Origin of the sequence: Actinomadura viridis (assembly GCF_015751755.1) — a bacterium.
In the GTDB taxonomy this organism is placed as follows: domain Bacteria; phylum Actinomycetota; class Actinomycetes; order Streptosporangiales; family Streptosporangiaceae; genus Spirillospora; species Spirillospora viridis.
In genome coordinates, this window is sequence record NZ_JADOUA010000001.1 from 2,067,251 (window position 1) to 2,089,736 (window position 22,486).

A 22,486-nucleotide genomic window follows, 5' to 3' on the forward strand; every position below is an offset into this window, starting at 1 on the left:
CGGCTACTTCTTCCCGAGGCCGTCGGCACAGCCGTTCAGCTGCGCGTTGCTGGCGACGTCGGCCGGGGTGAGCTTGCCGGCCGGAACGCCGCCGTACTGCTCCATCACCTGGATGGTGCTCCGCCAGTCGGCCTCGGCGGTGCAGCCGAACGGCTGGCCCTTGGTCCGGTCGGTGGTCATCAGCGCGGCCGACGCCTTCCACTGCTCGGCGACCACGTTCTTGGACAGCGTGCTGGTGGAGGCCACCTTGAAGAACGACGCCACGGCCCCGTCGAGGTCCTTGTCCACCGCCCCGACCGCCTCGGCGGTGGCCGCGAGGAACTTGCGGACCGCCTCGGGGTTCTCCTCGGCGAACTTGTCGGAGGTCACGATGCCGGAGCTGAGCACGTCCAGTCCCGCGTCACCGTAGCCGAGCACGGCCAGGTCGCACTTGCACTTCTCCTTCATGTTCGGCTCGGTGACGTTGAGGAGCCCGAAGGTGAACTGCGTGTTCCCCTGCACGAACAGGCTGTCGCGGGTCGGCACGTCGACCTTCTTCAGCGTGACCGAGTCCGGGTCGAGCCCGCTGGCCTTGGCGAACGCGGGGAAGACCGTCTCGGGGGCCGAGCCGGCGGTGTACCCGGCGGTCTTGCCCGCCAGGTCCTTGGCGGAGCCGATGCCGGAGTCCTTCTTGGCGAAGATCGCGAGCGGGGAGCGCTGCACCATCCCGGCCACCATCTGGACGGGCATGTTCTTGCCCGCCGCCTGAACCAGGGCGCCCGCGTCGGCGTAGCCGAGGTCGTCGGACCCGTTGGCGACGGTCTGGAGCGTGGTCGCCGACCCCTTGCCGGGGTTCAGGGTCACGTCCAGCCCGTGCTTGGCGTAGATGCCCTGCTCGACCCCGGCGACCAGCGGGAGGACGGCGCCCGTGTAGAACACGTCGGTACGGACGTCGAGCCTGGTCCGCCCGGAGGCGTCCTCGTCCGCGCCGGACCCTCCGCAGGCCGCGAGCGTCAGGGCGGTGACCGCGAGGGCGGCTCCCGCCAGCGTGCGGCGCCGCCGCCGGGTGCGGAGCGTGGCAACAGGTGTGTGCATGGTGACCTCATCCGAGCGTTTTAACTTGGTCGGAAGTATCTGGGACTTAAATTACTTGTGTCAAGGTATCTTGGAATCGCGGCTTTTCCGCTACGCTTCCCAGCGGATCCGCCGGCCGCGCGGATCCATCGATCCACCCCCCGGACCAAACACCCTGGGTCCACCCCCCGGACCAACCGACGGACGGTGCCATGGACACGGTCGAGAAGGCCATCGACGACTGGCGGCGGGAGCGCCCCGACCTCGACCCCTCGCCGATCGGCGTCTTCGGGCGCCTGCGCCGGGTCGCCGAGCTCTCGCGGCACGAGCTGGAGGGCTACCTCGCGCCCCACGGGCTGACGCCGAAGTCCTTCGACGTCCTGGCCAACCTGCGGCGCGGCGGCCCCCCGTACCGCAAGACCCCCTCGGAGCTGGCCGAGTCGTCGCTGCTGTCCAGCGGCGCGATGACCGGACGCCTGGACGGCCTGGAGCGGGCCGGCCTGATCCGCCGCACGCCGCACCCCGGCGACCGGCGGGTGATGTTCGCCGAGCTGACGCCGGCCGGGATCGACCTGATCGACGAGGTGTTCGCCCTGCACCTGGCGAACGAGGAGACCCTCCTGGAGGGGCTGGACCGCGCGCAGCGCGAGCAGATCACCGCCGCGCTGGCGCTGCTGGAGACGACCATCCAGCGCGCGGTCGACGGGCGCGAGGTCACCGCGCCGCAGCGCAGGCGCGCCCGCTGACCCGCTGACCCCCTGATCCCGGAGACCGGGGCCCGCCAGGGGATCAGCCGGCGGCGGCGATCAGGGCGTCAGCAGGTAGAGGCCCAGCTCGCCGCAGCGTGCCAGCGTGCCCCCGCCGTCGACCTCCACCGGCGCCCCGGCCCGGTCCACCGCGTCCACGTCGAGCCTGCGCAGCAGCGCGCCGGTCACGTGCCGGGCGGAGCGGGAGATGACCACCCGGCCCTGGGAGTTGACCAGGATCGCCCCCGGAGGCAGCAGCGGCAGCACGGCCTTCTCGACCCGCCGCAGGTACAGGTCGGCGCCGGTGATGCCCAGGAATCCCGGGCCGTCGAGCACGGGCGTGGACATCGTCAGGATGTACTGGTCGGTGCCGTGGTAGTCGACGTACGGGCCGTGCACGTTGGGGCCGCGGGTCCGTTGGGGGACGGTGAACCACGGCCGGCTCGTGTAGTCGTAGAAGCCGTGCCCGGCCGGGTCGAGATCGACGATCAGCGGTTCCGGGACGCCGCCGTCGCCGGCCTGCCACCATTCCAGCCACAGCGGCGCGTCGGCCAGCAGGCCGGGCGCGGCGACGAAGCCGGTGCCGGTGACCAGCGGGGCGTGCGCGCCGAGGACGCCGAGGATCTCCAGCCGCAGCGGCGCCAGGTCCTCGTGCCCGGCCCGTTCCCCGCGGGCGGCCGCCCGGCCCACGAGGTCGACGACCTGCGCGCTGAGCCCTTCGATGGAACGGAGGACGGCGTCGAAGACCCGGCCGACGTCCTGTCCGGCGGTCTGTGCGAGAGGTTCGGTCACGTGGTCACCCGGGGCCCGTGGTCGATGGCGTCATGATCGCGCCTCCATGATCCCTTGTCGTGCGGCGTCCCGTCTCAAGGTTCGACGAGCCCGAGGTGCAACTCGACGAGCCGCTCGACGGCCTCGGTCACATGCTCCCGGGCGAGCCGCGCGGCGCGGTCGCCGTCCTCGGCGGCGATGGCCGCGACGATCTCGCGGTGCTGCCGGTCCAGCCGCCGCCGGGTGCGGCCGTCGGCGCCCGGCAGCCACAGCAGCGGCCCGATCTCGGTCTGCATCCGGATCTCCTCGCGGGTGAGCCGCGCGGACTGGGCGGCGGCGGCCACCTCCACGTGGAAACGGCCGTCGGCGTGGTAGCGGCGCTCGGCCCCGGCGGCGCCGGCGAACGCCTCCACCGCCTCCTCCAGGTGCTCCAGGTCCTCGGGCGAGGAGCGCTCGGCCGCCAGCAGCGCCGCCCCGGCGGCGAGCGCCGCGTAGTGGTCACCCAGATCGCGCAGGTCGGCGACGGTGAGGTCGTGCAGCCGCCGCCGCAGCCGCTCGACCCGCTCGCTCCGCTCGGGCGCGCGGACGAAGCTGCCGCCGCCCCGGCCCCGGCGGGTGACGATCAGGCCCTGGCCGCGCAGCTCGCCGAGCGCCTCCCGGACCGTCACGGTGGCCACCTTCAGCCGCGCGGCCAGCTCCGGCTCGCTGGGCAGCTGCTCGCCGTCGGCCAGCAGCCCGAGGGAGATGGCGTCGGCCAGCCGGCGGGTGATGGTCTCGGCCCGCCCGCGGTTCTCCAGGGGTGCGAAGACGGCGAGCCGGGCGGTCGCCGACACGTCCGGTGCGGGCATCGTTCTCCCTTCCACGGGCTCTCGGGGCGGACCGGCCGGCAAGAGATCTCGCCGGGGCCCTTGCCATTAAATATCTGGCGCCATATCTTTTCGGCCTGAGAGTACCCGCGGCTCTCGGCGATGGCGGCTCCGACCTCAGTTTCGCAGGCCGGGACCCGGGCCACCGCCCGATCCGGCCATGACCGACCGTTGACCGACTCCGACCGTCCGCCGTCACCTCCGATCGCTTGCGCGACGGGTCACCCCCTGTCGACAGGTGAGGCCGCGTGGTGCCCGCCCCCGAGGGCTCCGGCCGTTCCCCCGCGACCGCCGCCCGCACGCCCGCTGACAAGGGAGGACCCCGGTGTCCACCGATCGCGACCCCGCCGCGGCGCCCTCTGAGACCGGCCCCGAAACCGGCGCCGGGGCCGGCGCGGGCGTCGACGCGGGCGTCGACGCGGACGCCGCGCGGCTCGCGGCCCTCGGGTACGAGCCGCACTTCCGGCGTGACATGAGCCTGTGGGCCAACTTCTCGCTGGGCTTCACCTATCTCTCGCCGGTCGTGGGCGTCTACGCCCTGTTCGGCTTCTCGCTGGCCACCGCCGGGCCGCCGATGATCTGGGCCTTCGTCATCGCCGGCGTCGGCCAGCTGCTGGTCGCCCTGGTGTTCGGCGAGATCGTCTCGCAGTACCCGGTGAGCGGGGGCATCTACCCCTGGGCCCGCCGGCTGTGGGGCCGCCGCTGGGCCTGGATGAGCGGCTGGGTGTACCTGGTCGCGCTGCTGGCCACGATCGCCAGCGTCAGCTACGGCGCCGGCCCGTACGCCGCGTCGATGCTGGGGTTCCGGCCCACCGCCACCGCCACCATCGGCTGCGCCCTGGCGATCCTGGCGGTGGCGACGCTGATCAACCTCGCCGGCACCCGCTACCTCGCCCTGGCCGCGATCATCGGGTTCGCCGCCGAGCTGCTGGGCGCGCTGGCCGTGGGGATCTGGCTGCTGGCCACCGAGCGCCACCACGGGCTCGGGGTGCTGTTCGACGGCCAGGGCGCCGGGGAGGGCGGCTCGTACGCCGCCGCCTTCCTGGCCGCCTCCCTGATCGGCATCTTCCAGTACTACGGTTTCGAGGCGTGCGGCGACGTCGCCGAGGAGGTCCGCGACCCGGCCCGCCGCATCCCCCGCGCGATGCGGATGACGATCTACGTGGGCGGGGCCGCCGCCACCTTCGTCACCCTGGCCCTGGTGCTGTCGGTCGCCGACTTCGGCGCGGTGATCTCGGAGGCCGACGCCGACCCGGTGACCACCGCGCTCACCGCGGCCTTCGGCCCGGTCGCGGTCAAGGTGATCCTCGGCGTCGTGCTCGTGTCGTTCGTGTCCTGCGCGATGAGCCTGCAGGCGGCGGCGAGCCGGCTGACCTACTCCTACGCCCGGGACCGCATGATCGCCGGAAGCGGCCTGCTGGCCCGCTTCTCGGCGGCGCGGCACGTCCCGCCGTACGCGCTGCTGCTCGCGGCGGTGCTGCCCGCGCTGCTGGTGATCGGCTCCAAGGTGTCCGCGGACGCCCTCACCAAGATCATCTCCTTCGCCTCGCTGGGCATCTACCTCGGCTTCCAGATGGTGGTGCTGGCCGCGCTGCGGGCCCGGCTCAAGGGGTGGCGGCCGGCCGGCCCGTTCACCCTCGGCCGCTGGGGCCCGGCCGTCAACGTCGCCGCCCTGGTGTACGGGATCGCCGCCATGGTCAACATGTCCTGGCCGCGGACCCCCGAGGCGCCCTGGTACGACGACTACATCGTCCCTCTCTCCGGCGCGGTCGTGATCGCGCTCGGGCTGGCGTACATGGCCGCCACCCGCCACCACGGCCGCGGCGACGCCCCCGCCGGCGACGCGGTCCCCGTCCCCGCCCGCCCGGGACGCCGCCGCCGGCTCCGAACCACAGGTGACCCCTGGTGACCCTCAGAGGAGGAGGACATGACGCAGGCCGCCACCGCGCCCGCGGACGTCCCGTACTTCAACGTCGCCGACCCGGCGTTCTCCGTGCAGTCGGAGGAGGTGCGCCGGGCCCGCGAACAGGGCTGGTACGCACGCACCAACTACGGGATCGCGGTGCTGCGCCACGACGAGGTCAAACGCCTCCTCAAGCATCCCCGGCTGCGCCAGGGCAGCGCGAGGTGGCCCGAGCACCACGGCATCACCACCGGGCCGTTCGCCGAGTGGTGGGCCAACTGGGTGCTCAACAAGGAGGGCGAGGACCACCACCGCCTGCGCCGCCTGATGAACCCGGCGTTCTCCCGCCGGCTGATCAGCGGCCTGGTCCCGCGGTTCCGGGCCCTGGCGGGCGAGCTGGTGGACGGCTTCGCCGAGCCGGACCGCTGCGAGTTCGTCTCCGAGTTCGCCGAGCCGTACGCCGCCCGGGTCATCGCGATCATGCTCGGGCTGCCCGAGGAGGAGTGGCCGGTGATCGCCCGCGACTCGGCCACCATCGGGCTCGCCATGGGCGTCACCATCGCCGAGGACCTGCCGAAGATCGAGGCCGCGCTGGACACCCTGTACGGGTACGTGGACGAGCTGATCGACGACCGCCTGCGCGAGCCGCGCGACGACTTCGTCACCCGGCTCGTCCAGGCCGAGCGCGACCAGGACCGGCTGAGCCGGGTGGAGCTGCGCGACTCGATGATCCTGCTGATCTTCGGCGGGTTCGACACCACCCGCAACCAGCTCGGGCTGGCCATGCAGACCTTCCTGCGGCATCCGGACCAGTGGCGGCTGCTCGGCGAGCGGCCCGAGCTGGGCGCCGCCGCCGTCGAGGAGGTCATGCGGGTCGACCCCACCACCACCTGGGTGACCCGGGAGGCCCTGGACGACTTCACCTTCGAGGGCGTGGACATCGCCGCCGGCACGACCGTCCACCTGTTCACCGAGTCCGCCGGGACCGACCCGCGGGCCGTCCCGGACGGCCGGTTCGACATCACCGCCGAACGCCCCCCGCACTTCGGGTTCGGCGGCGGTGCCCACCACTGCCTGGGCCACTTCGTCGCCCGCTGCGACATGAGCGAGGCCCTCCCGCTGCTGGCCCGCCGGATGCGCGACCCGCGCCCCGGCGGCGAGGCCCGGTCGCTGCCGCTCAGCGGCAACACCGGGCCGATCACCCTGCCCATCGCCTTCACCCCAGGAAGCTGAGCAACGCATGGCCGAGACACAGAGTGAAGGGAGCTCCCCGATGAAGGTCGTCGTCGACCTGGACCTCTGCCAGGACCATGGGCAGTGCGCCATCGCCGCGCCCGACGTCTTCCGGATCAACGAGGAGGGCCGGCTGGAGTACGACCCCGCACCCGACCCCTCCCTGCGCGACGACGTCGAGGACGCCGCCGACGTGTGCCCCGTCCAGGCCATCCGCGTCGAAGACTGACATGACCGGGCACATCGTGGTCGTCGGGGGCGGCCTGGCGGGCCTGCGCGCGGCCGAGCAGCTGCGCGCGACCGGCTGGGTCGGGGCCGTGACGGTGGTCGGGGCGGAGGAGCACCTGCCCTACAACCGCCCGCCGCTGTCGAAGGAGGTCCTCGCCGGGAAGGCGGGGGCGGGCGGGGTCGCCGCGGCGCACGCCGCGACGGCGCTGCGGCGGCGCAAGAGCATCGAGGACGTGAACTGGCGGCTGGGCACCCCGGTCGTGGACGTGTCGCTGAACGCCCGGAGGCTGACGCTGGCCGACGGCGGCCGGCTCGCCTTCGACGGGCTGGTGGTCGCCAGCGGGCTGCGGCCCCGGCGCCCCGCCATCCCCGGCCCGGAGTTCGGCCGGTACGCGCTGCGCACGGTCGACGACGCGGTCGCGCTGCGGCAGCGGCTGGTGCCGGGCGCCCAGGTGATGATCGTGGGCGGCGGGTTCGTCGGCTGCGAGGTCGCCGCCACGGCGCGCCGGGCCGGCTGCGAGGTGACCGTCGTCGAGCCGTGCGCCGAGCCGATGGAACGGGCGCTGGGCCCCGAGCTCGGCCGTGTCATGCGGCGCCACCACCAGGCGCAGGGCGTCCGCTTCATCACCGGGCGGATCGTCGCGGAACTGCTCTCGGACGGGCCGTGCGAACGGGTCACCGCCGCGGTCCTGGACGACGGCACCACCGTCCGGGCCGACCTGGTGGTCGAGTCGATCGGCTCCCAGCCCAACGTCGAATGGCTGGAGCGCAACGGCCTCGATCTCAGCGACGGCGTGGTCTGCGACAACCGGATGAGGGTGGAGGGGCGTCCCGGCGTGGTCGCGGCCGGTGACGTGGCCCGCTTCCCCAACCCGCGCTACGACGACGAGCCCCGCAGGGTGGAGCACTGGTGCGTGCCCGGGGACACCGCCCGGCGCGCGGCGGCGACGCTGGCCGCCGACCTGGGCGTCCGGCCGCCCGACGACTCCGTCTTCGCCCCCCTGCCGTCGTTCTGGAGCGACCAGTACGACGTGCGCGTGCAGAGTTACGGCGCCCCCGGCCTCGGCGACCGCTGCGAACTGCTCGACGGCGGGCTCGACCACCCCCGGGCGCTCAAGGACGGCGTCGCGATGGCGTACTACCGCGACCACCAGATGGTCGGGGTCGTGCTCATCGGCATCCCCCTGGCCGAACACCGGCGCTACCACGAGCTGGTGACCGCAGCTCCCGCCCCGGTCTGACCCCCTATCCATCTGAGGAAGGCCCGATGTCCACTACGACGGCTCTCGACGAGCACAAGGAACGCAACACCGACGACGGCGCGGCGCGCGACCTCGCCGCCCGCGTCGAGCAGTCCGGGGTCGAGTTCATCTACTACCAGACGGTCTCGCTGACCGGCCGGGTGGTCGGCAAGGTCGTCCCGGCCCGGCACCTGCGCCGCAACCTCGAAAACGGCGTCAACCTGCACCGCACCGCCATGTCCGACCTCCAGGTCGACCGGTTCGGCGCCCTGCTCGGCGGCGGCACGGAGGCGCCCGAGTTCACCGCGATGCCCGACCTGGACACCTTCGACGTGCTCCCGTGGGACACCACCGTCGGCCGGTTCTTCTGCAGCGTGTACGAGCCGGGGCAGCGACCCGGGGTCGGCGGGCGCCCGCTGGCCACCGACGCGCGCTCCAACCTGCGCCGGGTGCACGCCGCGTTCACCGAGGCCACCGGGCTGCGGCTGCGCAGCGGCTGCGAACCGGAGATGACCTGGACGGGGCCCGGCCTGGAGGTGCACGTCAAGCCCGGCTCCAGCCCGTCGTACCACGTCGACAGCCTGGAGGTGATGCGGCCGGTCTTCCAGCGGGTGATCCGGTACGGCCAGGCGCTCGGCCTCGACATGATCGAGGGCGACTACGAGGATCCGGGGCAGCTGGAGCTGAACTGGATGTTCGACGACGCCGACCGGACCGCCGACCGGCTGGTCACCTACCGGCAGATCTGCCGCCAGGTGGCCCGCGAGCTGGGCGTCACCGCCAGCTTCATGCCCAAGCCGGCGGCCGGGGTGATGGGCAACGGCTGCCACCACAACCTCAGCCTGTGGCGCGGCGAGGAGAACGTGCTGGCCGACCCCGCCGTCACCGAGATGCACCTCACCGAGACCGGCCGGCACGCGGTCGGCGGCATCCTCAGCCACGCCGCCGGGATGATGGCGCTGATGGGCCCCACGGTGAACTCCTACAAGCGGTACTGGGACGCCGGGCAGTTCGCCCCCTCGCAGATCAACTGGGGCATGGACAACAAGACCTGCACGGTGCGGCTGTCGGCCAACGGCCGGCTCGAATGCAAGCTGCCCGACGCCAGCGTCAACCCCTACCTCTCGCACGCCGCGCTGATCTCGGCCATCAAGAACGGCCTCGACCACGCCGTCGACCCGGGCGCGCCCCAGGCGGGCAGCAGCTACGCGGACGCCTCCACCGACGACCCGGCCGGCCCGCCCTCGAAGTTCACCCCGCTGCCCCTCACCCTCCGCGACGCGCTCGACGCCTTCGCGTCCGACCCGGTCGTCCGCGGCTCGTTCCCCGAGGAGATGGCCGAGCTGTACCTGGCGCTCAAGGGCGACGAGTGGGCCCGCTTCTGCGGTGCCATCACCGACTGGGAGCGCGAGATGTACACCGAGCACCTCCCGTGACCGCCCCGCTGCGGCTGGCCTGCATCGACGCCGAGGCGCCGCCGCTGTTCTCGCGCAGCCCCGACGGCGTGACCCGGCACGGCTACGAGCCCGCCGCCGCTGCGCTGGTCGCCGGGGCCCTGGGCCGCCGCCTGGAGTGGGTGTTCACGCCCTGGGCCGAGTTCTTCCCGGCCCTGCGCGCGCACGAGGTCGACGCCGTCTGGTGCGGCCAGGGCATCACCGAGGCCCGGCTGCGCCAGGCCGCGTTCACCCGCCCGTACGCGATCTTCAACGAGTCGGTCCTGGTGCGGCGCGGCGCGGGCGTGTCCGCTCCGGGCGACCTGGCCGGCCGGCGCGTCGCCGCGATCGAGGGCAGCACCAACATGGCGCTGGCCGAGACGTTCGAGGGCGCCGTCACCGTCCCCTTCGGCGGCGAGACCGACGACGTCTTCGGGGACATGCTGGCGGCCCTGCGCTCGGGCGAGGTGGACGCGGTCGTGGACGACGACGTGGTGTTCGTCCCCCTCGCCGAGGACCCCGCCTTCGACCTCGCGTTCACCGTCCCGACGGGCAACCGCTGGGGCGTGGCGGTGGCGAAGGACCGTCCCGAGGTCCTGGCCGACCTCGACGGGGCCCTGGCCGCCGTCATCGCCGACGGCCGCCTGGAAGAGGTCTGGCGCACCTGGATGCCCACCTTGCCCTTCCCCCTGTCCTGACCGGGAGACCGGCCTGACCGGGAGACCGGCCTGACCGGGAGACCGGCCGCGTTCGGCGCGGTGGCGGGACGACGTCCCGCCACCGCGCCCGCGGGTCTCGACCTCGGAGCGGCCGGGTCAGATCTGGCCCTCGGGCTTCTTGGGGATCGTGGCGGAGATCGCCGCGCCCAGCTCGACCAGCACGTCGCCCGGCGGGCTGTACTTGGGCGGCACCGTCACCTCGACATAGACCTGCCGGGCCACCGCGGTGAAGGTGACCGGGCGGTCGGCCGGCTGGCCGAACCAGTCCACCCCGTTCACCGTGACCAGCTGCGAGGTCGGCACCAGCGCCGCGGGCCGCGGCACGCCGCAGCGCAGCGCGATCGCGGGCGACCCCCAGGCCGCCGTGAGCGGCGACTCCGGGTCGGTGTCGCGGCGCTCCAGCCCGTGCACCTTCTCCGGCAGGCGCAGCCCGGCGCACAGCCGCGCACCCGCCGCGTCCGGCGCCGGCACCGGGACCCGCACCGCCCCCGCACCGCAGCCGGCGGCCACCGGCAGCAGCAGGACGAGCGCCAGGACCCGCGCGCGGACGCCCCGGCGCGCGGGACGCCGGTCATGGCGCGCGGACGTGCGGGGCGGGCCGTCAGATGTGGACGATCGGGCAGGTGAGCGTACGGGTGATCCCCTCCACCGCCTGGATCTGCGCCACGACGAGCTTGCCCAGCTCGTCGACATTGCGCGCCTCCGATCGGACGATCACGTCATAGGGTCCCGTCACGTCCTCCGCCAGGGTCACACCCGGAATGCCGGCGATCTCACCGGCCACCTCGGCGGCCTTGCCGACTTCGGTCTGGATGAGGATGTAGGCCTGCACCATCACGTCCTCCCCGGGCGGAGAAAAACCGTCGAACGGTCACCGTATCGTGTTACGGGCCGCGGTGGGCGCGGGGGCCTGGGTGTCCAGAGCCTTCCCGGCGCGACGGCGGCGGAAACGAGATCGGGGGCGGATGAGCAGTATCGGAGAGCTGGGCGAGTTCGGGCTGATCACGCGGTTGACCGACCGGCTGCCGCAGGGACCGGCGGTGGAACTGGGGCCCGGGGACGACGCGGCGGTGGTGCGCGCGCCCGACGGGCGGGTGGTGGCCACCACGGACCTGCTCGTCGAGGGGCGCCACTTCCGCCGCGACTGGTCGGGCCCGTACGAGATCGGCTGCAAGGCCGTCGCGCAGAACCTCGCGGACGTGGTCGCCATGGGCGCCCGGCCGACCGTGCTGCTGGTCGGCCTCGCGGTGCCGCCCGAGACCCCGGTGGAGTGGGCCGAGCAGCTGTACGCGGGCCTGGCCGAGGAATGCGAGCTGGCGGGCTGCTCGGTGGCCGGCGGCGACGTCGTGGCCGCGCCGCAGATCACGCTCGCGATCACCGCGCTGGGCGACCTGGACGGCGAGCCGCCGCTGACCCGCGCCGGGGCCGCCCCCGGGGACCTGGTGGCGATCCGCGGGCGGCTGGGGCACTCCGCGGCCGGGCTGGAGCTGCTGAGGAGCGGGCGGACGGCGCCCGCCGAGCTGATCGAGGCCCATCGCCGCCCCCGCCCCCCGTACACGGCCGGAGCCGAGGCGCGGGCGATGGGCGCGACCGCGCTGATGGACGTCAGCGACGGCCTGCTCCAGGATCTGGGCCACATCGCCAAGGCGAGCGGGGTCCGCGTCGAGGTGGACACCGCGGACGTCCCGGTGCCGCGGGTGCTCGGCCGGGGTGGCCTTCGCCACGTTCTGACCGGCGGAGAGGACCATGGCTTCGCCGCCACAATTCCGTCGTCGGCCGTACCACCGGCGTCGTGGACCGTGATCGGCCGCGTGACGGAAGGTGCCGGAGTGCTGGTGGACGGCGGTTCTTACCAGGGCGGCGGCTGGGACCACTTCCGGGAGTGAACCCGCTCGAACCCCGCGGCTACCGGTGCGCCCCTTCACCCGTCTGGTAGGCATGCTTGGTGCGGGTTTGGTATACATCCTGTGATCGAAGAGGGATGGGATGGGACGACACACCAGGCTTGAGGCGGCCGAGGACGAGGTCGCGCCGGACGGGACCGGCCCCTCCGGCGGCCCCTCTGCCGGCCGCTCCGGCGGCCGCGCCGACGGCCGCTCCCGATCGCGACCCCTCTCGAAGATCCCGATGCCCCTGCTGCCGATCGTCGCGCTGGTGATGGCCGTCGGCGTGGTGTCCTACGCGATGAGCACCCAGCAGATCTCCCTCAACTTCGCCGGCGGCGCCCCGCAGGAGCCGGAGACGGAGGTCCGCGAGGGCCAGGTCTCCCAGCGCGGCCCCGGCGACCGCGCCAGCCGCGGCGCCCCGCGCGCCGACGGGCTGGTCGTCGCCTTCCGCATGGTGAGCCGCTCGTCCGACGGTTTCCGCTTCACCGCCACGATCGCCAACCGGGGCCCGCGGTCCGTGCCCGCGTGGCAGCTGGCCTTCCGGATCCCGGACGCCTCGATCCTCTCCGTCAGCGGCGCCACCGTGGTCCGCACCGGCGAGCTCGGCTGGGTGCGCAGCCGCACCGGCGCCCCCGCCCTCGCCCCCGGCCGGTCGGTGAAGGTGACCTTCCTGGCCCGGGGCACCGCGGGCGGCCCCTCGTCCTGCAAGATGAACGGCCTGCCCTGCACCCGCGTGTAGCGCCGTCCGGTCTCGGCCCCGGGACGGGCGAGGGCGGGCCAGGGCGGGAGAACGGCATGATCGACCGTACAGTGGGCGTATGACGCGAAACCAGGCCCAGGCCCCGCCCCTCGTGCTCACCGTCGCGGGGTCGGATTCGGGCGGCGGCGCCGGGATCCAGGCGGACCTGAAGACCATGCTCGCGCTCGGCGCCCACGGCATGAGCGTCATCGCGGCGGTGACCGCGCAGAACTCCCTCGGCGTCCAGGGCTACTGGGAGCTGCCTCCCGAGGCCGTGCGCGCCCAGCTCGACTCGGTCCTGTCCGACATCGGCGCGGACGCGATCAAGACCGGGATGCTCGCCTCCACCGCGCTGGTCGAGACCGTCGCGGCGGTGCTCGCCGAGGTCACCGTCCCCGTCGTGGTCGACCCGGTCGGCGTGTCCAAGCACGGAGACACCCTGCTCGCCCCCGAGGCGCTGGACGCGGTCCGCTCCGTCCTGCTGCCCACCGCGACGGTCGTCACCCCCAACCTGTGGGAGGTCGACCAGCTCACCGGGGTCAAGGTGGTGGACGAGTCGGGGCTGCGCGAGGCCGCCGAGGCGGTCAAGGCGCTCGGCCCGCGCTGGGTGCTGATCAAGGGCGGGCATCTCCCCGGCGAGCCCGCCGACCTGCTCTTCGACGGCGAACGCGAGTACCGCTTCACCGCGGCCCGCCACGACAACCGGCACACCCACGGCACCGGCTGCACCCTCGCGTCCGCCATCGCCTCGTACCTGGCCCTGGGCGAGGACGTCCCGGCGGCCGTCGGCAAGGCCAAGGAGTACGTCACCGGCGCCATCGCGGCCGGCTTCCCGCTGGGCGCGGGCATCGGCCCGGTCGACCATTTCTGGCGGCACCGTACGTCCTGAGACGGCCGGGACTTCCGGGACACGGGGGCGCCGGAGGGCCTTTCCGGATACGATCCACGTCGACTGAGCGAGGTTCGGGGGATCACGGGGCGGTAGTGGACGATTCGCCGGAAGCGCTGGACGAGACCTGGAACCGGCTTCTGGGGCGCGGGGCCGCCCTGGCCGGGGAGCACGGGCTGGACCGTCTCGCCTGGCGGCTCCGCGGCCTGGCGGCGCGGAACCGGCGGCCCGCCTGCCAGGTCTGCTTCGCCGGTTCCTTCTCCGCGGGCAAGTCGCACCTGATCAACCAGCTGCTCGGGGCCGCGCTGCTCGACGAGGGGGAGGGGCCCACCACCCGTTCGGTCGTGTCCGTACGGCCGGGACGCGACCCCGACGCCGACCCGGATCCGGAGGCCGAGTCCGAGGCCGACCCGGATCCCGAGCCCGAGCCGGTCCCCGAGGTGGATCCCGAGGCCGGAGCGGAAACGGCCACCGGGGCCGCCGGCTCCGGCGCGGGCCCTCCCGGTGCGAGGACGGGTCGGGTCGTACGGGTCGACGATCGCTGGCTGCGCGCCTCCCGGCTCGAACTGATCGACACCCCGGCGTTCGACGCGCTCCCCGCGCGCGGGGAGGGGGACCACGAGGCGCGGACGCTGACCGTGCCCGGCTGCGACGCCGTCGTGGTCGTCGTCCGCGCCCGGGGCGGGCTCAACACGCAGGAGAAGGACCTGCTGCGCGACCTGGTGCGGGTGCACCGGATCCCGCACGTGCTGGTCGTGGTGACCATGCTCGACCTCCTCTCCGAGGATGCCGTGGGCGCCGTCCTGGAACGGGCGCGCGCCGTGGCGGCGGCGATCGGCCCGGCCGTGGAGGTGCTGCCCGGCCCCGGCGGCGCCGGGGTCGTACCGGACGACCTGGAGCGCCTGGTCGCGCTGCGCGCGCGGCTGGCGGGCCTGGCCGCGGGCGCGGACCGCCGGGCGGCCCGGGCCCGGCAGAGCGCCGGAGTGCTGGCCGCGGCCTGTGAGGGGATGCTGGCGCTGGCGGAGGAGATGCCGGCCGCACGGGCCCGTGCGGAGCCCGGCGTCCGGCTCGCCCGGGAGCGGATCGAGGCCGAGCACCGGGCCGCCCGGGCGCGCTGGGCGGCGGTACGGCTGGAGGCGGAGGGCCGCCGGGCCCGGCTGAACGCGGGCGTCGCCACGGCGGGGACGCGGCGGTGGCAGGCCGTGATGGCCGGGATCGAACGGCTCACCGCGACGCATCCGGACCCGGCGGTGTGCTGGCGCGACGAGGTGGAGCCCCTGCTGCTGCGCACCGCGGCGGAGGAGACCGCCGCGGCCTCCGCGGCGATCGACGAGGCGTTCCGGCGGGACGCCGAATGGCTCCGCGGCGAACTGGCCGCCGTCGCGGGCCCGCCCGCCGGGCCCGGGGACGACGGCGCAGAGGCCGGCGCGGAGGACGGAGAAGAGGGCGGGCAAGGGGACCGGCGAGGCGAAGCGGCCTGGGCCGGCTCCTCTGACCCGGGAGGTCCCGCGGCTCCAGCCGGCGCGGCGGGCACGGGCCGCGGACGGGGCGGGCCCCCGTTCCCCCTTCGCCGCCGCGGCCTGGGCCGGTGGCTCTTCGAGGGCGGGACCACGGCCCTGGACCTCACCCTCTCCCTCATCCCGCCGCTGGCCCCCGCCACCGTTCTCTCGCCGCGCCTGTGGGAGCGCGTACGCCGCGACCTGGGCCGCGACGACCTGGACCGGCAGCGGCGGCGGATCCGGGAGGAGTCGCGCCGGATCTGCGTCGACCTGTCGGCCGCCATCGCGACGCGGGCGGCCGGGCACGTGGACGCCCGGTACGACGACCTGCTGTCCTCCGCAGAGAGCTGGCAGGAGAGCTGGTGGGAGACGCGCATGGCGCTGTGGGACGCGGCCGGTGAACCGCCGGTGCGGGCCGAGCGTCTGAGGTTCGAGGCCGGGCGGCTCGCCGAGGACGTGGCCGCCGCCGCCCGGCGCCTGGGGGCGACGACACGGATGGGACGGGCATGAGCCGGCATGTTCACGACGCCGCGCCGGGCGACGGCGGGCAGGGTACGGGCCTCGACCGCCGCGCGGGCGACGGCCGCGCGGGCGAGGAGGGGCTGGGCGTGTGGAACGTCCAGCGGGCCCGGCTGGGCGAGCTGTTCGAGCGCACCCGGGCGATCGCCGGCGACCTGGAAGGCGGCCCGGCCGGGCCGGGCGTGACCGCCCGCCACTCGCACACGCTGGACGAGGCGATCAAGACCCTGCGCCGCACCACGTTCCGGATCATGGTCTTCGGCGACTTCAGCAGCGGGAAGAGCACCCTGGTCAACGCCCTGCTCCGGGCCGAGCTGCTACCGATGAAGGAGAACCCCACCACCGCGTTCACCACGGTCGTCGGGTACGGCGAGGTCGAGGGCGCGACCCTCTTCCAGGGGCTCGACCCCGGCTCGCCGGGGCTCCAGGCCACGATCTCCCAGTTCCGGCAGGCGGTCGAGCTGCGGCTGGACGACCGCGGCCTGCTGGTGGAGAGCCCCTACCTGTGGGGCCAGGTGCGGGGGCCGTACGCGCTGCTGCGCGACAACGTCGAGCTGATCGACTCGGCCGGGACCAACGAGAGCCCCGAGCGGGAGAACGTCACGCTGGCCTTCCTGCCGCAGGTCGACGCCATCATCTTCGTGACACCGGCGCGCGGCGCGTTCAAGGACCGGGACGTGGAGCACTACCTGAAGATGCTCGCCGACCTCGGGCACAAGGAGATCTTCTTCGCGGTCAACCAGTTCGACCTGATCAGGCCCAGGGACCGTGAGGACGTGCGGCGGCGCTGCCGGACCATCGCCGAGTCCTACGCCCGCCGCTCGGTGGCCCGCCGGCTGTTCTTCGTCAGCGCCTACGACGCCCTGGAGGCCCGTACCGCGCAGACGGTGGACGAGCGGCTGGACCGCGAGTCGGGCGTCCAGGAGCTGGAGGCCGCACTCGCCGACTTCCTCGTGCACGACAAGGCGCGGGTCAAGCTGCTGCGCCCGGCCGAGCTGCTCGGCCACCAGATCGCCCAGCTGGACAAGGTGGTCATGGAACGCCGCCTGCTGCTGAACCGCAGCGCCGACCAGCTCCGGGAGACGCTGGACTCCAGCCGGGACCGGCGGGAGAGCCTCATGCAGACCCTCGGCCACATCCGTACCGGGCTGAACGGATGGGTCGCCGAGACCGAGCAGCTGCTGGCGGCCGAGCTGGAGCGGTTCATCCGCGGCCTGGTCCCCGAGGTGCCGCGGTGGATGGACCGTCCGCCGCGGCTGAAGCTGCGCCCGTTCAAGGGCGACCGGATGGAGCGCTACGCGGGCGCGATCATGCAGATCGACGACGTGCTCAACCGGCGCCTCCAGGACGAGCTGCGCGAGTTCGCGGGGCGCGAGGACGGCCCGCTGGAGCGGTTCATGCGCAAGCGGGAGGAGGCGCTGGAACGCAGCGTGCTCCCGCTGCTGCAGGACTACGCCGAGCATCTGGAGGAGCTGCGGGCCGACCTGACCGGGTCGCGGCGGCCGGTCGACGAGGGCGCCCTCCGCGAATGGCTGCGGGACATGAGCATGCACGTCCCGGACCGCGTGCTGGCCCGTACCTCGCCCATGCTGTCCTGGCCGAACGCCGCCGGCGCGGCCGGGGTCGGCACCGCCGGGGCCGCCGCCGGGGCGGGGCTGTTCGCCCTCGGCCTGGTGAGCTGGATCGCCGCGCCGGTCGTCCTGTCGGCCGGCGCGATCGTGGTGGTGAGCGCCCGGCTCGCCAAGCGCCGCCTGGTGGAGCGGGCGACCGGGGAGTACGCCGACGCGCTGGCCGGGGGCGCCGGCCGCATCGCCGGCCAGTACACCGAGGAGTGCGCCGAGGGGCTGCGCGCCTGGACCGGTCACGTCGAGAGCGAGCTGGCCGCCGAGCTCGGCGGGCTGATCGCCGCGACCGAGGAGGCGATCGGCTCACTGGAGGAGGGGCGGAGCAAGGTGGAGGGCGACCGCCGCCAGCTCGACACCTGGGACACGCTGCTGAACGGGATCGCGGTCGAGCTGTCGGAGTTCAAGCGCCCGCTGATCGAGGACGTGCGCTGATCGAGAGTGTGCGCTGATCGAGGACGTGCGCTGACGCCGCGCACCGGCCGGCGCGGGAACGCAGAAAGCCGGCTCACCGGAGATCCGATGAGCCGGCCGGGTGCTCGCGGGCGCGGCGGCGCCGCGGCCGTCCGGTCAGACGGTCGGCTTGACGACCTTGCCGGCCTTGATGCACGACGTGCAGGCGTTGATCCGCTTGGTGCCGCCGTTGATGACGGCGCGCACGCGCTGGATGTTGGGGTTCCAGCGGCGCGGGGTGCGGCGGTGCGAGTGGGAGACGCGCATGCCGAAACCGGGTCCCTTGCCGCAGACGTCGCAGACGGAAGCCACGGGAAACTCCAAGTGGGTGTCGATGCTCTGAACCGGAGCGACCCGCGATGCCCCGCCGGTCACGGGCGGGCACGGGGGCTGCTCAGAAAGCGCCCCGGACGAGGCGCACGAATCAGATTAGCCCACCGCTCCTCTCCAAGGCGAATCGGCGTACGTGCGCGCCCGCCGTTCCCCGCTCGCCGTCCACGCCCGCCTTTCCGTCCGCCTTCCTCCCGGGTGTTCCCTTCGCGGCGGTCCGCGAGGTACAGAGGGAGACGCGGAGACGGCGGAGGGGAGCGGGAGTGGGCGAGATCCTCGACGGTGCGGCGGTGCGGCGGTGGAGCAGGATCGCGGCGGAGGCGCTCGGCCGGACCCGCGCGGAGATCGACGCGCTCAACGTGTTCCCCGTACCGGACGGGGACACCGGCACCAACCTGCACCTGACCGTCCTGGCGGCGGCCGACGCGGTGGCCGGGCTGCCCGGCGACGCGGGCACGGCGGAGGCGTGGCGGGCCCTGGTCCAGGGGGCGCTGGTGGGCGCCCGGGGCAACTCGGGGGTGATCCTCAGCCAGATCCTCCGCGGCCTGGCAGAGATCGTCGGGCGGCCGGAGACGTGCGCGGACCGCGAGGCGTTCGCCGAGGCCCTGGGGTACGCGGCGGTGCTGGCGGGCAACGCGGTCGAGCATCCCGTCGAGGGCACGATCCTCAGCGTCCTCGACGCGGCGGCGGACGCCGCGGCGGCGGCGGTCGAGGCGGGACAGGAGCCCCCGGCGGATCCCGCGGCGACGCGGGCGGGCCCGGCGGGGGTGGCGCGGGCGGCGGCCTCCGGGGCGCGGCGGGCGCTGCGCCGCACCACCGCGCAGCTGGAGGTGCTGGAACGCAACGGCGTGGTCGACGCGGGCGCGGCCGGGCTGTGCGTGGTGCTGGACGCGCTGGTGGCCGTCCTCTCCGACGAGTACCCCGAGCGGTACGAGGTGCCCGCGCGTGCGGCCGGGCGTGCGGTGGGGCGGGCGCCCGCCCGGGACGAGCGCGACGACCCTCCCGGCCCCGGTTACGAGGTCATGTACCTGCTGGACGCCGAGGACGAGTCCGTTCCCGGCCTGCGCGAGTCCCTCGACGGCTTGGGCGACTCGCTGGTCGTCGTCGGCGGCGGCGGGCTGTGGAACGTCCACGTGCACACCGACGACGCGGGCGCGGCCATCGAGGCGGGCCTGTCCGCGGGCCGCCCCCACCGCGTCCGGGTGACCTGCCTGCACGCCGGGGGCGGGGGCCGCCCGCAGGCGCCGTGCGCGGGCCGGGCGGTGGTGGCGGTCACGGCGGCGGAGGGGCTGGCCGCGCTGTTCGAGAGCGGCGGTGCCCGCGTCGTCCGGCGCGAGCCCGGCGCGGTGCCGCCGCTGGCGGTGCTGGCGGAGGCGATCCTGGCGGCGGGCGACGAGGTGGCGGTGCTGCCGAACGAGCCCGAGGTCCTGGCGCTGGCCGAGGCGGCGGCCGAGCGGGCCCGCGAGGGCGGCGCGCGGATCGCGGTCGTCCCGTCCAGGGCGTCGGTGCAGGGCCTGGCGGCGCTGGCGGTCCACGACCCGCTGCGCCGGTTCGACGAGGACGTGATCGCGATGGCCCGGGCGGCGGGCGCCACCCGGTCCGGGCGGCTGGAGGTGGCCGCCGAGGAGGCCGTCACCAGCGCCGGGCTCTGCCGTCCCGGCGACGTGCTCGGCCTGATCGACGGTGACGTGGCCATGATCGGCGCCGGGGTCGCCGAGGTGGCCCGGAAGATGCTGGACCGGATGCTGCCGGGCGGCGGCGAGCTGGTGACGCTGATCCCCGGGACGTACGCCCCGGACGGGCTCGCCGAGGAGCTGGAGACGCATCTGCGCGAGGCGTGCCCGGACGTGGAGGTCGTCGTCTACGACGGCGGCCAGGTCCGCTTCCCTCTCCTCATCGGTGTGGAGTGACGGCCCCGGAACGTCCTACCGGCACGGTAGAAAACGGCTCGGCGGACCCGGCGTGGGGGGACGAGCGCGGTAGAAAGGGGAACGTGGCGAAACTCGACGAGCCGTTGCACAAGGTCCTGGGGGACAGGACCGCCAAGGTGCTGGCCAAGGGGCTCGACCTGCACACGGTCGGGGACCTGCTGCACCACTACCCGCGGCGTTACGCCCACCGGGGCGAGCTGACCCCGCTGAGCGGGCTGGAGGACGGCGAGCACGTCACGGTGATGGCCGAGGTGGTGAAGGTGCAGGGCCGGACGCTGACCCGCAGCCCCGGCTACGTCCTGGAGATCACCGTCACCGACGGCACCGGCGAGCTGAAGCTGAGCTTCTTCGGCCGCAAGGGCTCCTACAAGGCCGAGCGGGAGCTGGCGCCGGGCACCCGCGGGCTGTTCGCGGGCAAGATCAGCACCTACCGGCCGCGGGGCGGGCGCGGGCAGCGCCAGCTCGCCCACCCCCAGTACAAGGTGGTGGCGGACCGGGCGTCCGGCGGCGCGGGCGTCCAGGACGCGCAGGAGGCGGCGCAGGAGTGGGCGGACGAGATCATCCCGATCTACCCCTCCACCAAGGGCCTGGACATCGAGACGATCGGCAAGTCGGTCGGGATGGTCCTGGACTCGCTCGAACCGGCCGCCGACCCGATGCCGGAGGCGACGCTCAGGCGGCACGGCTTCATCGGGCTGCACGAGGCGTACGAGGGCATCCACCGTCCCCGCACCTGGGACGAGCTGAGCCGCGCCCGCAAGCGCCTCAAGTGGGACGAGGCGTTCGTCCTCCAGGCCGCGCTCGCGCAGCGGCGGCTGGCCGCGGCGGCGCTGCCCGCCAAGGCCCGCCCGCCGGTCGAGGGCGGGCTGCTGGACGCCTTCGACGCCCGCCTGCCCTTCGCGCTGACGCCGGGGCAGCTGGAGGTCGGCCGCGAGATCGCGGCGGACCTGTCCCTGGAGCACCCGATGCACCGCCTCCTCCAGGGGGACGTGGGCGCGGGCAAGACCGTGGTCGCGCTGCGGGCGATGCTGCAGGTGGTGGACGGCGGCGGGCAGGCGGCGCTGCTGGCGCCGACCGAGGTGCTGGCCCAGCAGCACCACCGTTCGATCACCGGGATGCTCGGCGAACTGGCCCAGGCCGGGCAGATCGGCGGCGCCGACGTCGCCACCCGGGTGGCCCTGCTCACCGGCTCGCAGGGGGCCAAGGCGCGCAAGGAGGCACTGCTGGAGGCCGCGTCCGGGGCGGCCGGGATCGTGGTCGGCACCCACGCGCTGCTCCAGGACAACGTCCAGTTCGCCGACCTCGGGCTGGTGGTGGTCGACGAGCAGCACCGGTTCGGCGTCGAGCAGCGCGACGCCCTGCGCGAGAAGGTGACCGGCGGGCGTCCGCACGTGCTGGTCATGACCGCCACCCCGATCCCGCGCACGGTCGCGATGACGGTGTTCGGCGACCTGGAGACCTCGGTGCTGGCCCAGCTCCCGGCCGGCCGCGCGGAGATCAGGACCCATGTGGTGCCGCCGGAGAAGCCGGCCTTCCTCGCCCGCACCTGGGAGCGGATCAAGGAGGAGGCGGCGGGCGGCCGCCAGATCTACATCGTCTGCCCGCGGATCGGCGAGCGGGAGGGCGACGAGGGCGACGCCCGCGACGCCGCCCCGGCGGAGGACGGCGACCGGCGCTCGCCGCTGGGCATCATGGAGCTGCTGCCGCGCCTGGAGGAGCTGCTGGCCGGGGTGCGGATCGGCGTGCTGCACGGCAAGCTGCACCCCGACGAGAAGGACGCGGTGATGCGCCGCTTCACCGCGGGGGAGCTGGACGTCCTGCTGGCGACCACCGTGATCGAGGTCGGCGTGGACGTCCCCAACGCCACCGCGATGGTCATCATGGACGCCGACCGGTTCGGGGTGTCGCAGCTGCACCAGCTGCGCGGCCGGGTCGGGCGGGGCACGCTGCCGGGCCTGTGCCTGCTGGTCACCGACGCCGAGCCCGACGGCAAGGCGCGGGAACGGCTGGAGGCGGTGGCCTCGACGACCGACGGGTTCCGGCTGTCCCGGCTCGACCTGGAGCAGCGCCGCGAGGGCGACGTGCTCGGCGCCGCCCAGGCCGGGCGCTCCTCCAGCCTGCGCCTGCTCACCCTGCAGCGCGACGAGGACGTGATCCGCCAGGCCCGGGAGGAGGCCACCCTCCTGGTCGAGGCCGATCCCGAACTGGCCGGGCACCCGGGTCTGGCGGCGGAACTGGCCGCCCTTCTCGACGAGGACCGCACCGAGTTCCTCGAGAAGGCCTGAGGGCCCTCGAGAAGGACCGAGAGGTCTTCGAGAAGGCCAGAGGGGCGCGCGGGACGGAACGGGCGTCAGAAAGCGGGACTTCCCCGGCGTACTGGGTGATCGATCACAGACGTCCAACGATGGCACGGGGAGGATGGGCC

The 22,486-nt window shown here is 74.3% G+C and carries 20 protein-coding genes; 14 read left to right on the forward strand and 6 right to left on the reverse strand.

Features of this window, described 5'->3' with window-relative positions; all coding sequences use genetic code 11:
* Positions 1 to 3 precede the first annotated feature (3 nt).
* Positions 4 to 1,074: an ABC transporter substrate-binding protein gene (locus IW256_RS09190; protein WP_197010543.1), complete on the reverse strand. Its 1,071-nt coding sequence runs from the start codon at positions 1,072 to 1,074 to the stop codon at positions 4 to 6.
* A gap of 191 nt (positions 1,075 to 1,265) precedes the next feature.
* Between IW256_RS09190 and IW256_RS09195 the strand changes: the two genes are divergently transcribed.
* Positions 1,266 to 1,799, forward strand: coding sequence for a MarR family winged helix-turn-helix transcriptional regulator (locus IW256_RS09195; protein ID WP_197010544.1), 534 nt, complete (start codon positions 1,266 to 1,268; stop codon positions 1,797 to 1,799).
* Between the two features lie 60 nt (positions 1,800 to 1,859).
* Here IW256_RS09195 and IW256_RS09200 read toward each other — a convergent pair whose 3' ends face one another.
* Together IW256_RS09200 and IW256_RS09205 are read right to left on the reverse strand one after the other, a co-directional pair.
* Positions 1,860 to 2,591, reverse strand: a complete 732-nt coding sequence (locus tag IW256_RS09200) for a cache domain-containing protein (RefSeq protein ID WP_197010545.1) — start codon at positions 2,589 to 2,591, stop codon at positions 1,860 to 1,862.
* A 74-nt stretch (positions 2,592 to 2,665) separates the two neighbouring features.
* Positions 2,666 to 3,418, reverse strand: a complete 753-nt coding sequence (locus tag IW256_RS09205) for a FadR/GntR family transcriptional regulator (RefSeq protein WP_197010546.1) — start codon at positions 3,416 to 3,418, stop codon at positions 2,666 to 2,668.
* A gap of 343 nt (positions 3,419 to 3,761) precedes the next feature.
* Here IW256_RS09205 and IW256_RS09210 point away from each other — a divergent pair, with 343 nt between their 5' ends.
* From IW256_RS09210 to IW256_RS09235, 6 genes are read left to right on the forward strand one after another with little or no spacing between them, the layout of a single operon-like run.
* Positions 3,762 to 5,345 carry an APC family permease gene (locus IW256_RS09210; protein ID WP_197010547.1) on the forward strand — a complete coding sequence of 528 codons (1,584 nt, stop codon included), beginning with the start codon at positions 3,762 to 3,764 and terminating at the stop codon, positions 5,343 to 5,345.
* Positions 5,346 to 5,363: 18 nt separating this feature from the next.
* Complete coding sequence (locus IW256_RS09215; RefSeq protein WP_197010548.1) at positions 5,364 to 6,572, forward strand: cytochrome P450; 1,209 nt, start codon at positions 5,364 to 5,366, stop codon at positions 6,570 to 6,572.
* A gap of 40 nt (positions 6,573 to 6,612) precedes the next feature.
* Positions 6,613 to 6,801, forward strand: coding sequence for a ferredoxin (locus IW256_RS09220; RefSeq protein WP_197010549.1), 189 nt, complete (start codon positions 6,613 to 6,615; stop codon positions 6,799 to 6,801).
* Position 6,802: 1 nt separating this feature from the next.
* On the forward strand, positions 6,803 to 8,041 hold the full coding sequence (locus IW256_RS09225) for an NAD(P)/FAD-dependent oxidoreductase (protein WP_197010550.1): 1,239 nt from the start codon (positions 6,803 to 6,805) through the stop codon (positions 8,039 to 8,041).
* 26 nt (positions 8,042 to 8,067) lie between these two features.
* On the forward strand, positions 8,068 to 9,477 hold the full coding sequence (locus IW256_RS09230) for a glutamine synthetase family protein (protein ID WP_197010551.1): 1,410 nt from the start codon (positions 8,068 to 8,070) through the stop codon (positions 9,475 to 9,477).
* Entirely contained in the window at positions 9,474 to 10,172 is a 699-nt protein-coding gene (locus IW256_RS09235; RefSeq protein WP_197010552.1) for an ABC transporter substrate-binding protein, read from the forward strand. Before IW256_RS09230 ends, IW256_RS09235 begins: the two co-directional genes overlap by 4 nt.
* 117 nt (positions 10,173 to 10,289) lie before the next feature.
* On the opposite strand, the gene IW256_RS09240 is transcribed toward IW256_RS09235, so the two are convergent.
* Both IW256_RS09240 and IW256_RS09245 read right to left on the reverse strand, forming a co-directional pair.
* Positions 10,290 to 10,676 carry a DUF3515 domain-containing protein gene (locus tag IW256_RS09240; RefSeq protein WP_307828812.1) on the reverse strand — a complete coding sequence of 129 codons (387 nt, stop codon included), beginning with the start codon at positions 10,674 to 10,676 and terminating at the stop codon, positions 10,290 to 10,292.
* Between the two features lie 118 nt (positions 10,677 to 10,794).
* Positions 10,795 to 11,028: an Lrp/AsnC family transcriptional regulator gene (locus tag IW256_RS09245; protein ID WP_197010554.1), complete on the reverse strand. Its 234-nt coding sequence runs from the start codon at positions 11,026 to 11,028 to the stop codon at positions 10,795 to 10,797.
* A gap of 130 nt (positions 11,029 to 11,158) precedes the next feature.
* Here IW256_RS09245 and IW256_RS09250 point away from each other — a divergent pair, with 130 nt between their 5' ends.
* From IW256_RS09250 to IW256_RS09270, 5 genes are all read left to right on the forward strand, one after another.
* Positions 11,159 to 12,079: a thiamine-phosphate kinase gene (locus tag IW256_RS09250; RefSeq protein WP_197010555.1), complete on the forward strand. Its 921-nt coding sequence runs from the start codon at positions 11,159 to 11,161 to the stop codon at positions 12,077 to 12,079.
* A 100-nt stretch (positions 12,080 to 12,179) separates the two neighbouring features.
* On the forward strand, positions 12,180 to 12,818 hold the full coding sequence (locus IW256_RS09255; protein ID WP_197010556.1) for a cellulose binding domain-containing protein: 639 nt from the start codon (positions 12,180 to 12,182) through the stop codon (positions 12,816 to 12,818).
* Positions 12,819 to 12,897: 79 nt separating this feature from the next.
* Positions 12,898 to 13,707, forward strand: a complete 810-nt coding sequence (gene thiD / locus IW256_RS09260; protein ID WP_197010557.1) for a bifunctional hydroxymethylpyrimidine kinase/phosphomethylpyrimidine kinase — start codon at positions 12,898 to 12,900, stop codon at positions 13,705 to 13,707.
* Positions 13,708 to 13,802: 95 nt separating this feature from the next.
* Complete coding sequence (locus tag IW256_RS09265; protein ID WP_197010558.1) at positions 13,803 to 15,716, forward strand: dynamin family protein; 1,914 nt, start codon at positions 13,803 to 13,805, stop codon at positions 15,714 to 15,716.
* The gene (locus tag IW256_RS09270) at positions 15,713 to 17,782 is read left to right on the forward strand and encodes a dynamin family protein (RefSeq protein WP_197010559.1); all 2,070 of its coding nucleotides are present in this window, start codon (positions 15,713 to 15,715) and stop codon (positions 17,780 to 17,782) included. The genes IW256_RS09265 and IW256_RS09270 overlap by 4 nt, the downstream gene beginning before the upstream one ends.
* 135 nt (positions 17,783 to 17,917) lie before the next feature.
* Here the strand turns inward: IW256_RS09270 and rpmB are convergent, their stop codons facing one another.
* Entirely contained in the window at positions 17,918 to 18,112 is a 195-nt protein-coding gene (gene rpmB, locus IW256_RS09275) for a 50S ribosomal protein L28 (protein WP_197010560.1), read from the reverse strand.
* Positions 18,113 to 18,393: 281 nt separating this feature from the next.
* Between rpmB and IW256_RS09280 the strand changes: the two genes are divergently transcribed.
* Both IW256_RS09280 and recG read left to right on the forward strand, forming a co-directional pair.
* Positions 18,394 to 20,040 (forward strand): DAK2 domain-containing protein, encoded by a 1,647-nt coding sequence (locus tag IW256_RS09280; protein WP_307828813.1) that lies wholly within the window; start codon positions 18,394 to 18,396, stop codon positions 20,038 to 20,040.
* 83 nt (positions 20,041 to 20,123) lie between these two features.
* Positions 20,124 to 22,346: an ATP-dependent DNA helicase RecG gene (recG, locus tag IW256_RS09285; RefSeq protein ID WP_197010562.1), complete on the forward strand. Its 2,223-nt coding sequence runs from the start codon at positions 20,124 to 20,126 to the stop codon at positions 22,344 to 22,346.
* The last annotated feature ends 140 nt before the right edge of the window (positions 22,347 to 22,486 follow it).

Excerpts from the sequence above, each read along its gene's own strand:
- IW256_RS09190 (WP_197010543.1), bottom strand. The coding sequence starts at position 1,074 with ATGCACACACCTGTTGCCACGCTCCGCACCCGGCGGCGGCGCCGCACG.
- IW256_RS09195 (WP_197010544.1), top strand. The coding sequence starts at position 1,266 with ATGGACACGGTCGAGAAGGCCATCGACGACTGGCGGCGGGAGCGCCCC.
- IW256_RS09205 (WP_197010546.1), bottom strand. The coding sequence starts at position 3,418 with ATGCCCGCACCGGACGTGTCGGCGACCGCCCGGCTCGCCGTCTTCGCA.
- IW256_RS09215 (WP_197010548.1), top strand. The coding sequence starts at position 5,364 with ATGACGCAGGCCGCCACCGCGCCCGCGGACGTCCCGTACTTCAACGTC.
- IW256_RS09220 (WP_197010549.1), top strand. The coding sequence starts at position 6,613 with ATGAAGGTCGTCGTCGACCTGGACCTCTGCCAGGACCATGGGCAGTGC.
- IW256_RS09225 (WP_197010550.1), top strand. The coding sequence starts at position 6,803 with ATGACCGGGCACATCGTGGTCGTCGGGGGCGGCCTGGCGGGCCTGCGC.
- IW256_RS09230 (WP_197010551.1), top strand. The coding sequence starts at position 8,068 with ATGTCCACTACGACGGCTCTCGACGAGCACAAGGAACGCAACACCGAC.
- IW256_RS09245 (WP_197010554.1), bottom strand. The coding sequence starts at position 11,028 with ATGGTGCAGGCCTACATCCTCATCCAGACCGAAGTCGGCAAGGCCGCC.
- IW256_RS09250 (WP_197010555.1), top strand. The coding sequence starts at position 11,159 with ATGAGCAGTATCGGAGAGCTGGGCGAGTTCGGGCTGATCACGCGGTTG.
- IW256_RS09255 (WP_197010556.1), top strand. The coding sequence starts at position 12,180 with ATGGGACGACACACCAGGCTTGAGGCGGCCGAGGACGAGGTCGCGCCG.
- thiD (WP_197010557.1), top strand. The coding sequence starts at position 12,898 with ATGACGCGAAACCAGGCCCAGGCCCCGCCCCTCGTGCTCACCGTCGCG.
- IW256_RS09270 (WP_197010559.1), top strand. The coding sequence starts at position 15,713 with ATGAGCCGGCATGTTCACGACGCCGCGCCGGGCGACGGCGGGCAGGGT.